This is a genomic window from Streptomyces sp. NPDC002698, from assembly GCF_042888945.1.
GTDB lineage: Bacteria > Actinomycetota > Actinomycetes > Streptomycetales > Streptomycetaceae > Streptomyces.
This window is the reverse complement of sequence record NZ_JBIAQM010000015.1, coordinates 71,774-85,085: the sequence shown is the minus strand read 5'-3', so window position 1 is coordinate 85,085 and position 13,312 is coordinate 71,774. Positions and strand designations below refer to the sequence as shown.

Annotated in this window: 14 protein-coding genes; 7 read left to right on the top strand and 7 right to left on the bottom strand. The window is 72.0% G+C overall.

Annotation, left to right across the window (positions count from 1 at the left end; all coding sequences use genetic code 11):
* Positions 1-3: 3 nt before the first annotated feature.
* Positions 4-744 carry a DUF4142 domain-containing protein gene (locus tag ACFYW9_RS22065; protein ID WP_351863414.1) on the bottom strand — a complete coding sequence of 247 codons (741 nt, stop codon included), beginning with the start codon at positions 742-744 and terminating at the stop codon, positions 4-6.
* A gap of 326 nt (positions 745-1,070) precedes the next feature.
* Between ACFYW9_RS22065 and ACFYW9_RS22060 the strand changes: the two genes are divergently transcribed.
* The 3 genes from ACFYW9_RS22060 to ACFYW9_RS22050 are packed head-to-tail and all read left to right on the top strand — an operon-like array spanning position 1,071 to position 4,593.
* Positions 1,071-1,730 carry a TetR/AcrR family transcriptional regulator gene (locus tag ACFYW9_RS22060; protein ID WP_389152861.1) on the top strand — a complete coding sequence of 220 codons (660 nt, stop codon included), beginning with the start codon at positions 1,071-1,073 and terminating at the stop codon, positions 1,728-1,730.
* A complete protein-coding gene (locus ACFYW9_RS22055; protein ID WP_389152857.1) occupies positions 1,727-3,094 on the top strand; it encodes an MFS transporter in 1,368 nt (455 codons plus the stop codon). Before ACFYW9_RS22060 ends, ACFYW9_RS22055 begins: the two co-directional genes overlap by 4 nt.
* A complete protein-coding gene (locus ACFYW9_RS22050; protein WP_389152854.1) occupies positions 3,091-4,593 on the top strand; it encodes a pyridoxal phosphate-dependent decarboxylase family protein in 1,503 nt (500 codons plus the stop codon). Before ACFYW9_RS22055 ends, ACFYW9_RS22050 begins: the two co-directional genes overlap by 4 nt.
* Positions 4,594-4,669: 76 nt before the next feature.
* Here the strand turns inward: ACFYW9_RS22050 and ACFYW9_RS22045 are convergent, their stop codons facing one another.
* Both ACFYW9_RS22045 and ACFYW9_RS22040 read right to left on the bottom strand, forming a co-directional pair.
* Positions 4,670-4,843: a hypothetical protein gene (locus ACFYW9_RS22045; protein WP_328456733.1), complete on the bottom strand. Its 174-nt coding sequence runs from the start codon at positions 4,841-4,843 to the stop codon at positions 4,670-4,672.
* A 27-nt stretch (positions 4,844-4,870) separates the two neighbouring features.
* Positions 4,871-5,227 carry a PRC-barrel domain-containing protein gene (locus ACFYW9_RS22040; protein WP_389153088.1) on the bottom strand — a complete coding sequence of 119 codons (357 nt, stop codon included), beginning with the start codon at positions 5,225-5,227 and terminating at the stop codon, positions 4,871-4,873.
* Positions 5,228-5,361: 134 nt separating this feature from the next.
* On the opposite strand from ACFYW9_RS22040, the gene ACFYW9_RS22035 reads away from it, so the two are divergent.
* Complete coding sequence (locus tag ACFYW9_RS22035; RefSeq protein WP_389152850.1) at positions 5,362-6,633, top strand: hypothetical protein; 1,272 nt, start codon at positions 5,362-5,364, stop codon at positions 6,631-6,633.
* Positions 6,634-6,802: 169 nt separating this feature from the next.
* The gene (locus ACFYW9_RS22030; RefSeq protein ID WP_389152847.1) at positions 6,803-7,699 is read left to right on the top strand and encodes an arginase family protein; all 897 of its coding nucleotides are present in this window, start codon (positions 6,803-6,805) and stop codon (positions 7,697-7,699) included.
* Between the two features lie 114 nt (positions 7,700-7,813).
* Here ACFYW9_RS22030 and ACFYW9_RS22025 read toward each other — a convergent pair whose 3' ends face one another.
* On the bottom strand, positions 7,814-8,527 hold the full coding sequence (locus ACFYW9_RS22025) for an SDR family oxidoreductase (RefSeq protein WP_389152844.1): 714 nt from the start codon (positions 8,525-8,527) through the stop codon (positions 7,814-7,816).
* A 111-nt stretch (positions 8,528-8,638) separates the two neighbouring features.
* On the opposite strand from ACFYW9_RS22025, the gene ACFYW9_RS22020 reads away from it, so the two are divergent.
* Complete coding sequence (locus tag ACFYW9_RS22020) at positions 8,639-9,466, top strand: helix-turn-helix domain-containing protein (RefSeq protein WP_389153085.1); 828 nt, start codon at positions 8,639-8,641, stop codon at positions 9,464-9,466.
* Between the two features lie 34 nt (positions 9,467-9,500).
* Here the strand turns inward: ACFYW9_RS22020 and ACFYW9_RS22015 are convergent, their stop codons facing one another.
* Positions 9,501-10,463, bottom strand: a complete 963-nt coding sequence (locus ACFYW9_RS22015) for a GlxA family transcriptional regulator (protein WP_389152841.1) — start codon at positions 10,461-10,463, stop codon at positions 9,501-9,503.
* Between the two features lie 147 nt (positions 10,464-10,610).
* Between ACFYW9_RS22015 and ACFYW9_RS22010 the strand changes: the two genes are divergently transcribed.
* Positions 10,611-11,507 carry an NAD-dependent epimerase/dehydratase family protein gene (locus tag ACFYW9_RS22010; RefSeq protein ID WP_351863401.1) on the top strand — a complete coding sequence of 299 codons (897 nt, stop codon included), beginning with the start codon at positions 10,611-10,613 and terminating at the stop codon, positions 11,505-11,507.
* A gap of 95 nt (positions 11,508-11,602) precedes the next feature.
* Here the strand turns inward: ACFYW9_RS22010 and ACFYW9_RS22005 are convergent, their stop codons facing one another.
* Together ACFYW9_RS22005 and ACFYW9_RS22000 are read right to left on the bottom strand one after the other, a co-directional pair.
* Positions 11,603-12,529 carry a pyridoxamine 5'-phosphate oxidase family protein gene (locus ACFYW9_RS22005; RefSeq protein ID WP_389152836.1) on the bottom strand — a complete coding sequence of 309 codons (927 nt, stop codon included), beginning with the start codon at positions 12,527-12,529 and terminating at the stop codon, positions 11,603-11,605.
* Between the two features lie 4 nt (positions 12,530-12,533).
* The gene (locus ACFYW9_RS22000) at positions 12,534-13,226 is read right to left on the bottom strand and encodes a hemerythrin domain-containing protein (protein ID WP_389152833.1); all 693 of its coding nucleotides are present in this window, start codon (positions 13,224-13,226) and stop codon (positions 12,534-12,536) included.
* Between the last annotated feature and the right edge of the window lie 86 nt (positions 13,227-13,312).

The following is a 13,312-nucleotide window of genomic DNA, read 5'->3' as shown; positions in this document are numbered from 1 at the left end:
GCTTCAGCCGACCGTCGGGCTGGGGGTCGGGCTGTTGGTGTTCACGTTGAGGTCGGGGCGCGGGGTGAGGACGACCAGCGGGGCGCCGGGCTGCGGCGCGGGCGGCGTGAGCTGGTCCTTGGGGAGCGTGGGCGGGGCACTCTGCTGGGCGATGACCTGGGCGAAGTTGATGGTGCCGGTCTTCTCCATCATGGTGATGTGGTCGAGGACCGTGTCGTTGGCGAGGTCCGCGAGCTCGCGTACGAGGGAGTTGTTGGTGGTCGCGCGCACCTTGGCGATCACCGAGAAGATGGAGCCGTGCGTGACGCGCAGGATGTGGGCGGTGGTCGAGTCGAACTGCTTGCCGGTCAGGGCCGCGGAGGTCGCCACGAACTGCTGCTGCTGCGGAGACGCCTGGTTGGGCAGAGTGATGTTCAGCTGGGCGGCGACCTTGCGGTCCAGGTCGTCGAGACGGGCGTGACCCACGATCAGGTGCTTGCCGGCCTCCCGCATCGCCGCGGTCGAGCCCTTCTTGAGCGCGATCTCGCCCAAGGGGTACTCCCACAGCCCGGCCGCGCGGACCTTGACGACGAAGTCGCGGTCGGCCTCGGTGACCGGGCCCCACTGGGTGTCCGCGATGACGCGGGTCTGGGCGCTGGACGCGGTCTCGAACCCGAGCATGGCCGGGTATGCCAGCGCGGCGAGAGTCAGAGTCACCGCGCCGCCCACGAAGACCGTTCCTGCCAAGTTGCGTGAGACGGGCATGATGCCTCCTGACGTATCGATCAGATTTCACAGGGGGTACGGATGTCGCGGCCCCATTGATCATTTTGCCGGGTAAAATCTGACCTCTTCGCTGTGTTGTGCGTCACAGTCGGTGCACAGGTTGTCGGTTCGGTGCGGCGCGGTGCCGTCGGCGGCGCCGGATCCAAGGGGCCGGCCGGGAGCCGGCAGGGGTCGTCCGGCGGCCGTCCGGCGGGCGTCCTCGGCGGGAACGTACGGGGGAACCCCCGGGCGCGTCCGGCGAGGTCCGCGAAATCGTCTCCATCAATCGATTGATCGGCGCCTCCCGGCGGCATATCCTCCCCGCCATGTCCGACTCGCCACCCGCCTCACCGGCCCCGGCCCCACCGCCCGCCGACGCCAGCCGTGAACGCATCATCGCGGCGGCCACCTCCCTCTTCGCCGACCACGGCTACGACGGCACGAGCACTCGGCGGATCGCCGCCGAGGCAGGGCTGAACATGGCCACCGTCGCCTACCACGTCGGCGGGAAGCCGGACCTCTACCGCGAGGTCATGCTCCGCGCCCACCTCGCCGAGCAGCGGGTGCTGACGGACGCGCTGGCCGCCTTCCGGGAGCTCGCGCCCACCGATCCGGCCGCGGCCGTCACCGGCCTGGTCGACCGCTACCTCGACTTCTGTCTCGACCAGCCGCACATCCCGGCCCTGTGGATGCGCCGCTGGCTCTCGGACGCCGCCGAGTTCGCGGATCTGGAGGCCGCCTACGCACGGCCGCTCGTCGACGCGGTCCGCGACACCGTGCGCGAGGCCGTCCCGTCCGCGGGGTCCGGATCCGCCGAGCCCGCCGACGTCGAGATGACCGTCTGGACGGTGCTGTGGAGCACCCACGGCTTCTGCCGCTCGGGCATCCGCGCCGAGGTGCCGCGCTTCCGCGCCCACCTGCGCGCCCTCGTCCTGCGCGAACTGGGGATCGCCGCCCCGCGACCGCGCGACCGGGAGCGCGGATGACGACCGCCCTGGTCCCCCCGGCCGCCGTCGGCGACCTCACCCGGCGCCGCCTGTTCGTCTACGGACTCGGCTCGGTCGGCACCGGCGTCTTCTCCACCGTCCCCGGCCTGCTGCTCCTCTACTTCATGACCGACGCGCTCGGCGTCCCCGCCGGCATCGCCGGACTCGTCGTCGCCCTGCCCAAGGCCTGGGACGCCGTGTTCAACCCGCTGGTCGGGGCGGCGAGCGACCGTGAGGCCGTCCGCACCGGCCACCGGACCCGGCTGCTCGTCGCTGGCGGGCTCGCGCTGCCGGCCGCGTTCGCGGCGATGTTCCTGTCACCGATGACCGGCACGGGCGCGGCGGTGTGGGTGGCGGTCACCTTCGTCCTGGCCGCGAGCGCCTTCGCACTGTTCCAGGTGCCCTACGTCGCCCTGCCCGCCGAGATGTCCCCCGTGCCGTCCGTCCGCACCCGGATCATGGTCTGGCGGATCGTCTTCCTGACCCTGGGCATCCTCGTCGCGGGCGGTGCGGCACCCCTGGTGGTCGACGCCGCGGGCGGAGGCCGCAAGGGATACGGCACGATGGGGCTGACCGTGGGCCTCGTCATCGCGGCGGTCCTGCTGGTGCCCGCGTTCGGCACCCGCTGGGTGCGCTCACGGCCCGGACCCGAACCCCTCGGACTGGTCGCCGCCTTCCGCACCGCACGCGGCAACCGCGCCTTCTTCGCGCTGCTGCTCTCCTTCGTGCTCCAGGCCGCCGCCGTCGCGATCATGCTCGCCGCCGCACCGTACGTCGCCACCTACCGCCTCGGCGGCTACGGCCTGACCTCGATGCTCTTCGTCTGCCTGGTCGCACCCAGCGCCGTCGCCGTCCCGCTCTGGGCCAAGGCCGCCGGACGGTGGGGACGGCTGCGCTGCCTCACCGTCGCCACCTGCGGCTACGCCCTCGGCGCCGCCGCCCTGCTCCCGGCCGCCGGAAGCGGCAGCGGCACCGCCGCGGTCGCCGCGACCCTCGCGCTGTGCGGACTGCTCGGCGTCTGCTACGCGGCCCTCCAGGTCCTGCCGCTCGCCCTGCTGCCCGACACGGTGCACGCCGACACGGCGCGGACCGGACAGGTCCAGTCGGGCGCGTTCACCGGACTGTGGACGGCGGGGGAGACCGTCGGCCTCGCGGCCGGACCCGGCGCCTACTCGATCGCCCTGGCCGCCACCGGCTTCGTCTCCTCGACCCTGGACCACCCGGTCGCCCAGACCGCCACCGCGCGCACCGGCATCCTCCTCGGCTTCAGCCTCGTGCCCGCCCTGCTCATGCTGCTCTCCCTGCCGGCCCTGCGCGCCTACGGCCGCCGCCGCGCCGTACGAGAAACGGAAACTCCCCGATGACGACTCCTCAGCAGACCACCGCGGGTGCTCCTGCCGCCCACCCGGGCCTGCCCGAGACCGGCCGCTCCGGTGCCGACCTCCTCGCCGACCTCGCCGTCCTCACCGCCGCCGACCTGCCCACCCGGGGCGGCAACACCACCGCCTACGTCTACGACAGCGGCCGTCCCGAAGTACGCGAGGCCGCCGAACGGGCCTACCTGACGATGATGGAGGTCAACGGTCTGGACCCGACCGCGTTCCCCAGCATCGTCGCCCTCGAACGCCAGGTCGTCGGCGCGACCGCCACCCGCCTCGGCGGCGACGACACCACCCCCGGCATCTTCACCAGCGGCGGAACCGAATCGATCATCCTCGCGGTGAAGGCCGCACGGGACGCCCGCCCGGACGTCCTCGCCCCGGAGATCGTCGTCCCCGTCACCGCCCACGCCGCCTTCCACAAGGCCGGCAGCTATCTGCGGGTCACCGTGCGCAGCGCGCCCGTCGACCCCGTGACCTACCGCGCGGACCCCGCCACGATGGCCGAACTCTGCAACGAGAACACGGTCCTCGTCGTCGCCTCCGCACCCTCCTACGCCCACGGCGTCATCGACCCCGTCGCCGAGATAGCCGCCGACGCCGCCGCCCGCGGCATCCTCTGCCACGTCGACGCGTGCGTCGGAGGCTGGCTGCTGCCCTGGCTCGCCGAGGCCGGCGCGCCCGTCCCGGCCTTCGACCTCTCCGTCCCCGGCGTCACCTCCCTCTCCTGCGACCTGCACAAGTTCGGCTACGCCCCCAAGGGCGCCTCCGTCCTGCTGTTCCGTGACGAGGCACTGCGTCTCGACGCCTACTACGCCTGCGCCACCTGGCCCGGCTACAGCGTCGTCAACTCCACGATCCAGAGCAGCAAGGGGGCGGGCCCGCTCGCCGGGGCGTGGGCCACCCTTCAGGCACTCGGAGCCGACGGCTACCGCGAACTGGGCCGCGCCGCCCTGTCCGCGACCCGGACACTGATCAGCGGCGTCCAGGAGATCGACGGCCTCACCGTCCTCGGCACCCCCGAGGCCACCCTGGTCGCCATCGGCACCGATCCGGCGGCCGAGACCCCGCTCGACCTCTTCGCCCTCGCCGACGAGACCCGCGCCCGGGGCTTCTTCCTCCAGCCGCAGCTCAGCCTGGACGGGCTGCCCGCCAACCTGCACCTGACCCTCACCGGGGTCAGCGAGCGGGGCGTCGAGGAACTGCTCGCCGTCCTGCGCGAGTGCGTCGACGTCGTCCGTCCGCTCGGACCCCCGACACCGCCCGCGGACATCGTCGACCTGCTCGGGCAGGTGGACCTGACCGAACTCGACAACGCCTCCTTCGCGGCACTGCTCCCGGCCGCGGGCATCGACCTGAGCGGCGACGGCGCGGCCCGGATGGCCCCGGTCAACCGCCTCCTGGACGCCCTCCCGGCGACGACCCGCGAGGTCATCGTCACCCGTTTCCTGTCCGCTCTCTACAGTCCGTACCTGGGAGGGTGACCCGCCGGGCCGGGGCGACGCGGGTGACCGCCGTGCCGCGGCGACCGGGCCGCGTCGGCCGGGGCGGGTGTCGCGCTCAGCGCGCGACGCGCTGCTTCCGGCCGCCGTGGCGCAGGCGCATCCCTCCGTAGACGAGATCGGCGAGAAGGACGACGACGCCGATGACCAGCAGGTAGAACAGCCCGTGGGCGGCGACCCCGATGATGCCCAGGACGACCGCCACGAGAATCAGGAACAGAAACAGGCTCATCGGGCCCTCCCGGGCTCTCGGCGCGGATCAGCGACGGGCGAGCCGCCGCTCGCCCTTGACACCCGGCGTGTACTCGAGTTCGTAGTGCGCGAAGACCTCCGGCTCGTCCGTGGCGGGCAGCACACCGTCCGTGTCGATGGAGGGGGCCCTCTTCACCAGACTCCGGTCGTGGGCGACCCTCAGGTAGCCCGGGCCGACGGTCGCCCGGTCCAGGGGGACGAACACCAGGCGGTGGCGGGTGGGAAGGCCCACGGTCACGGTGGCGAAGGAAGGATCGTCGGTGGCCGTGTCGACGTAGACGGACTCCAGGGTGCCGATCTTGTGGCCACCGGGGTCCACCACGTCGTGACCACGCCATTCGCGGATGTCACCTGCCTCGAACATCATGTGCCTCCGATGCGGGGGTTCCCCTTCTGGGTTCCCCCGATCGCGGGTCTGATGCCTTGACGGCTCCGGCACCCTGCCGGCGGGCGGTTTGCTTTGATGATCGAGAACGCAATAACTTACTTGCTGTGACCATGACACGCAGAGCGATCATCAAGGGAATGGCTGCCGCCCCGTTCATCGGAGCCGCCGGCAGTGTCCTCTCCGCATCCCCGGCTCAGGCGGCGACCATCGACGCCGGCCAGTTCACCCTCACCGCCCGAACCGCCAACAGCTACGGTGAGTTCGCCGATCTGACGGTGGGTCTGGCGACGAAGCTGCCCAAGGTGGACGCGACCGCGGTCATCGCCGATGTCAACCGCAACGCCACCCACCTGACCAGCGCCCCCAGCACGTCCGAGGCGTTCCAGACGGGCTTCGCCTGGGACTCCGACGACCAGGCGGTCGACTACTGGATTCCGCAGGGCGTCACCACCAGCGCCGACGCCTACGGCAACGGCACCTACCCCGAGGGCGGAACCAACCGTGTCGTCCTCGCCTCCTGGTACTTCGAGACCAACCCCGACGACGACCCGACGGACAAGTACGCGCTCGACAAGGGCCTGAGGCTCACGGTCGTCAACTACAACAACGAGTCGGCGCCGAAGTACCGGCACGTCCTGCTGGTGGAGCCCGTCAAGACCGCGACGGGCGAGTTCTCGTTCAACCCCATCCGCAAGCACGCGGGCGGCATCATGTGGTACGGCAACCTGCTCTACGTGGTGGACACCTACAAGGGTCTGCGGGTATTCGACCTGAACACCCTGTTCAAGGTGCCGCTGACCGAGAAGGACGTGTGCGGTCTGCACACCGACGGGCAGTACTACGGGTACGGGTACCAGTACGTCCTGCCGCAGAGCCATGCCTACGACAACGCGGGAACCTACCTGCGCTACACGGCCATCGGGCTCGACCGCGCCAGCACCCCCGACAGCCTCGTCGTGAGCGAGTACTCCCTGTCGGGCACGGTCAACTACAAGGACGGCACCTTCAACGGCACGGGTGAGGGCACCGGCACGCCCAAGGTGGTCCGCTGGAACCTCGACTACACGGACCGCAGGCTCGCCTCGCTCACCGCGACGGAGGCGGTCACCGTCAGCCAGCAGAAGATCCAGGGCGTGGTGTCCCGCAACACCAAGCACTTCCTCGCCGCCAGCGACGGCCCCTCCACCAAGGGAACACTGCGCACCTTCACCTCCGGTGCCTCGACCGCGAGCGCGGTGTGCGACCTCGTCATCGGGTGCGAGGACCTCAGCTACCACAGCAGCGGGGCGTCCAACTGGTCGTTCGGCGAGTCCGTGATCTGGAACGTGGGCGAGTACGTCAACAAGCGCTACGTGTACGCGGTCCACGCGGACGGTTCGTAGCCGGTGATGGTGCTCACGCCAGGCGCGGGCGGCTGACCGCCGCGGGGGAGGGGCTGGAGACCGACGCGAGCGGATCGGCGCGCGGACTGTGACCGGCCCGTGCGTCGGGGGCCGCCTGCCGGTCGACCAGTCCGTTGAACTGGAGCCGCCGCAGAGCCAGAATGGCCGGATGCGCCGTCTCGTCGTCATCGACGCTCCGTCCAATCTCGGCCTCCGGCCGCCCGCCGAAGGCACCGTGCCCGGGTGTTACAAGCTCGCGGGCGCGCTGCGCGAGCAGCGGCTGCCGCAGCGGCTCGGGGCGTACGAGGGCGGAGTCGTCGTTCCGCCCCGCTACGACCGCGGCGGATGGCGGGAGGGCGACGGCGTGTTCAACGCCGAGGCCATCGCCACGTACAGCCGCAAGCTCGCCGACCGCGTCGAGCACCACGTCCGGGCGGGAGACTTCCCGGTCGTCCTGGGCGGGGACTGTTCCATCCAGCTCGGTGCCTCGCTCGCCCTGCGCAGGATCGGACGGTACGGACTCGTCGTCATCGACGGGTCCGCGGACTTCCGGCACCCCGGCAACTCCGGCCGCGTGGGCGCCGCGGGCGGCGAGGAACTGGCCATCGCGACCGGCCGGGGCCAGCGGGACCTGACGGATCTCGAAGGACTGCGGCCGTACGTCAGGGACGAGGACGTACGGGTCTTCGGCATCCGGGACTACGACGACGAGCGGGCCGAACTCACCGAGTTGAAGATCATGAACGCGACGGTCGGAGAGATCCGGGAGTGGGGGGCCGGTGAACTGGCGGGCGTGGTCCTGCGGACTCTCGAAGTGCCCGTGACCGAGGGGTTCTGGGTTCATCTGGACGCGGACGTGCTGGACCCGTCCGTCATGCCCGCCGTCGACAGTCCCGACCCCGGCGGGCTGCTGCCGGATGAACTCGCCGCGCTGCTGCGGACCTTGGTGCGATCGGAGCGGTGCGTCGGCTTCAACCTCACCATCTACGACCCCGATCTCGACCCCGACGGAACCTGCGCGGCCCTCCTCGCCGACCTCCTCCAGTCGGCCTTCACCGACGCCTGACCGGGAAGGGCTTCGAGCGGCCTCCGTACCGCCGGACGCGACCGGGAGTGATGCCGGGCCGGTGCCCTGCGCGGCGCCCGCCCCCGGCAGGCGCCCGCCGGGCCCGGTGCCGGATCAGGTCACGCGGTGTCCTCCGTCGACGTGCAGCACCGTTCCGGTGATGAACCCGTTGCGCATCACCGAGAGGAACGCCTGCGCGATGTCGTCGGGAGTGCCGACACGGCGGGCCGGGAGTCTCGCGGCCAGCTCGGCGAAGGCCGACTTCTTGTCCATGCCGAGCTGGTCCCAGAGGGGAGTGTCCACCCAGCCCGGGGAGATCACGTTCACGCGCACGGGCGCCAGTTCGACCGCCAGCCCGTACGCCAGTGACGCGAGCGCGCCGTTGGCCGCGGCCATGATGGTGTTCGCCCCGTTCGGCCGGTAGGCGTTGATGCCCGAGGTGTAGGTGATCGAGCCGGTGACGCGTCCGGCCGCGTGCTTGGCGACCAACCAGGCACCGATCAGCTTGGTGTTCACCAACGCCCGTGCGGTCGCGGTGGCCAGGTCGGCGGTCCGGCCGTACACACCGGTCGCGTCCGCCGCGGTGACCGCAACGTGGTCCACCCGCTCCACCCGGGCGAACAGTTCGGCGACATCCTCCTCCCGCCCCAGGTCGGCCGCGATCGTACGGACCCTCCCGCGCCCGGGACGCTCCAGTTCCGCCCGCGCCGTCGCGAGCCGGTCCGCGGACCGGCCGACGATCGTCACATCCGTTCCCTCGGCCAGCAGAGTCCGTGCCAGAGCCAGGCCCATACCGGAGCTGCCGCCGATGATGATCGTGTCTGTCATGGTCCGAGACTGTGCCGCCGGGCCTGTTCCGGGAAGGCCGCGCGGTTCCTGGGTGTGCCACGGCCACCCGGGAGCGGACCGGTCGGTGGCAGACTTCACGCCGTGAACGCGATGGCCCAGTTCCTACGGATCCGACGCGGGCGGATCGGCCCGGCCGACGTCGGGCTGCCCACCGGTCCGGGCATCCGGCGCACACCCGGGCTGCGCCGCGAGGAACTGGCCGTGCTGGCCGGCGTGAGCGTGGACTACTACGTCCGGATCGAACAGGGACGGGAGACCGCGCCCAGCGACGCGGTACTGGACGCGCTGGCCCGTGCCCTGCGGCTCACCGCCGACGAGCACACCCACCTCCTCGGCCTCGCCGACCAGGCCGCCGGACGGACACCACGCCGTCGGCCGGCCGGTCCGCGACCGCCCGGACCCGGCCTGCGGCTGCTCCTGGAATCGGTCCGGCCCAGCCCCGCGTACGTGCTCGACGAGGTCAACGACGTACTGGCCGCGAACCCGGAGGGACTCGCCCTGATGGCGGGGCTCGGCGACTGGCCCTCCGGGCAGCGCAACACGATCCGGTACACCTTCCTGCACCCGGCCGCGCGGACCCTCTTCGCCGACTGGGAACGGGTGGCCCGCAACTGCGTCGCGCACCTGCACACCGCCGAACTGACCGCCCCGGGGCGGACCGCGGCGCTGGTCGCCGAACTGGTGGCGGCCGGCGGCGAGTTCGCCGCCCTGTGGCGCAGGCACGAGGTCTGGGTCAAGCGGGCCGGTCAGACCGCGTTCCGGCACCCGGTGATCGGCTCGGTCACCCTCGCCAACGAGATACTCGGCCCCGCCGGCGACGACCGGCGCATCCTGATCTACCAGGCCCCGCCCCATACCCCCGAGCACGACGCCCTGGTCCTGCTGTCCATGACCACCCAGGACGCGGGAACCCCGTGAACCCCGTGAACTCGTGCTTGAAGGGGCGAAGGGGTCACTGACCGTTCTTCACACCCGGGCGGTGGGTGAAGGCGCCCCGGTAGGCGGCCGGGGTCATGCCGATCTGGCGGCTCAGGTGCTGGCGGAGCGACTCGCCGGAGCCGAGGCCGCTGCGGCGGGCCACGTGCTCGACGGTGAGATCGGTGGTCTCCAGCAGTTCGCGGGCCCGCAGCAGCCGCTGCTGCAGCAGCCATCGGAACGGCGTCACACCGGTCTCGGCCGTGAAGCGGCGGGTCAGGGTCCGCACACTGACCTTCGCCCGGCCGGCCAGGTCGTCCAGTGAGATGGGCCGGTCCAGGTTCCGCAGTGCCCAGACGCGGGCCGCGTCCAACGAGGAATCGGTCGTGGCCGGCAGCGGGGTCCGCACGAACTGCGCCTGCCCGCCCTGGCGCACCGGGGTGACGACCGCCGCGCGGGCCGCCGTGTTGGCCACGGCCGCGCCGTAGTCGGAGCTGATCAGGTACAGGCACAGGTCGATCCCGGCGGCCGAACCGGCGCCGGTGACGATCCGTCCGTCCTTCGCGAACAGCCGGTCGGCGTCCACGCGTACGGAGGGGAAGGCGCGCCGCAGTTCCTCGGCGAGAGCCCAGTGGGTGGTGGCGACACGGCCGTCGAGGAGCCCGGCCTGAGCGAGGACGAAGGCGCCGCTGCAGATCGAGGCGACGCGCTTGCCAGCGGCGGCCGCCTCCCGCAGGGCCTCCAGCGCGGCCGGCTCCGCGTCGTACCGGTTGGTGGTCGAGGGAACGATCACCGTGTCCGCCGCCGCGATCACCTGGAGGCCGTGCCGGATCACCACCTCGATCCCACCGGACGCGGCGACCGTACCGGGCACGGTGGTGCACACCGTCACCTCGTAACAGGGGCGCCCGTCGAGTTCGGCGGCGCCGAGCAGTGTCGACGGCATGGAGAGGTCGAAGGGCTTCACGGCGGGGACGGCCAGGACGGCGACACGATGCATGGCTGGATCCTTGGACCTCGTGGCTGTCAGGCCACTGACTCTACCGCGCGTCCCCACGGCACAGTTGGGCGAGCGGCCGGGCCCCCGCGCACCACGTTTCCCCTTCGGGGGAAGCGGTCCACACGGCGAGAAGACGGAGACAACGCCATGGCTGAATCAGTCGTCATCGGGGCGGGCGCGACCGGGTCCGCGACCGCCAGGCAACTGGCCGAGAGCGGCAGGCGGGTACGCCTCGTCACCCGCAGCGGCAGTGGTCCCGACCACCCCGGCATCGAACGGATCGCCCTGGACGCGGGCCGCACGGGGGAGTTGACCGAGGCACTGGCCGGGGCGACCACGGTCTTCAACGCCGCCATGACCCCGTATCAGACCTGGCCGGAAGCCATGCCACCGTTGTTCACGTCGATCCTCGCCGCGACCGAGCGGGCCGGGGCCGACTACGTGATGCTCGGCAACCACTACGGCTACCGGCAGACCGCCGGGCCGCTCACCGAGCGCACCCCGATGGCCCCGGCCACGCGAAAGGGCCGGGTGCGGGCCCAGTTGTGGCAGCAGGCCAGGGACGCCCACGACGAAGGGCGGTTGCGGGTCACCGAAGTGCGAGCCGGACAGTACCTGGGACCGGGCGCGGTATCGGCGTTCACGCTGCTGGTCGCGCCCCGGGTCCGCGACGGTGAACTGGCCCTCGTCCACGGCGACCCGGACGCGGCACACTCGTTCTCGTACACCGAGGACGTCGCGGCGGCGCTCGTCGCCGTCAGCGGCGACGAGCGGTCCTGGGGACGGGGCTGGCACGCCCCGGTCATCACGACGACGCTGCGCCGGGCCGCGACCGAACTCGCCGAACTCCACGGCGCGCCCGAACCGCGGTTGGAGCCCCTCACCGAACGGGACCTGGCGCTGCTGTCCTTCACCGATCCCCTGTGGCGGGAGTTCGCCGAGATGAGTTACATGTCCGAGCGCCCGTTCCTCGTGGACGACAGCGACATCCGCGACACCTTCGGACTCAAGTCCTCGACGCTCAGAGAGGCACTGACAGCCTGATCCCGCGGTGAACGCCCGCCCCTCGGCAGGTGGTCAGGAGATGCGGTCACATAGTGACGCGTCCCCTCATGTTCCCGGTGGACGAAGTGCACCGATCAGCCTCCGTCACCCCGCCGTGCCTGGCGGGCGAGCGCGCGGAAGTCCTGCCAGCGCACTCGGGGCCGGTCCAGGCCGCGTTGCCGCAGATAGCGGGCGGTGGCCCGGCGGGTCGTGCGCAGCACGGACACCGCCTCGCTCGCGCGGCCCGAGCCCATCGGCTCCACCACGCCCGCCGGGACCAGCAGCAACCCGCCGTCCGCCGCGCGCAGTTCGCCGCGTACGAGCGCGTTGTGCATGTTGTTGAGGCGCTCGTCGTGCCGGTGCACCAGCAAGGAGGCGGGGCCCGGTACGGCCGCGCAGTCGGCCGGCACGTCCACGACGAAGCCGCCGTCCGAGGGCACGGGCCGCGTGCGGGCCAGCACCGGCGCGCCGGTGGCGTCACGGGCGGCCAGCACCGCCGTCGGGTACCGCGCGAGCAGCCCGGCGCCGGGCAGCGGACTGTCCCCCTGGGCCGGCGACTGTGCCGCGGCCGGCAGCGGCGGCCGCACCACGACCAGGTCGGGGGTCACGGTGATCAGCAATCGCAGGTAGTACCAGTCCATCACGCGGCGCAGCGGAGGAAGGACGTACGCCCGGCTGTGCGGCTGCCGTTCGAACAGCGTCCGCCAGTAGTCCTCGGCGCCCTGAGGACCCGTCATGATCTCGTCGGGACACTCGGCGCGCCCTCCGACGAAGATCTGCCGGGGCTCCTTCAGACCGCTGCCGGTGGGCTCGGAGAAGAGCAGCGCGACGCGGCCGTCACGGCGGATGTTCAGCGCCTTCTGGGCGAACGCGAGGGACGTGCTCAGCAGCAGCGTCCCGTCCGGTCGGCGCCGCACGGCCGTCGGCCAGGCGAGGGGGGTGCCGTCCCGGCCCAGGGTGGCGAACTCGCAGGTCCGGTAGGCGTCCAGGACGTCGAGCGGGGCGGAGTCGAGGAGAGGCATCGTGCTACTCCCCGGCCAGCGGGGCGCGCATGGCGCGACGGTAGGCGGCGTACCGGCGTCGGCCGAGGGCCCGCCAGAGCAGCCGGCCGATCAGCGGAACCCGGCCCAGGAAGTAGGCCTGTTCCTCGGGCGTCGCCTCCTCCAGGATCGCGCCGAGCGCCAGCATCCGCTTGTTCTTCGGTATGCCGTCCATGCCCCGCTCGCCGACCAAGTCCCATTCCGGGACGGTCAGATGCTCGGCGACGAGCGGCAGGACCGACCGCTCCTCCTCGTCGAGGTGGAGCAGCAACGCCGCCCGGTGGGCGTCCAGGGCCAGGGCCAGTTCCTCCCCGGGGATCCGGTCGGCGGACCGTTCCCACACGGGGAGCCACTCGGCGACGGCCGCGAGCGTGCGGTCGATCTCCTCGTGCTGGAGCCGCATCCGGCCCACCAGTTCCCCGTCGTGCGGGGCACGGCTCCGCAGCAGCGGCCAGATCAGCTCGTCCTCGGCGTGGTGATGGTGGTGCAGGCCCATGGTGTAGTCCCGCAACGCCCCGGCGATCCGCCCCGCACGGGCCGTGTCCCCGTCGGGCACGGCCCGCACCAGCCGGGGCAGCGTGGCCGACTCGCGCCGGAACACCCGGTGCACCACGACCATTTCGTGGGTATGGGGACGCCCGGCGGTGGAAGAGACGCCGTGGCTGCTGTTGAGGGACATGCTCACTTGCTCCAACGATCGGATGCGTACGAAGTCCGCCCCAGCGTCACGTGCCCCGCTTGGCGTTCACTTGGCGCCCGCCTTGG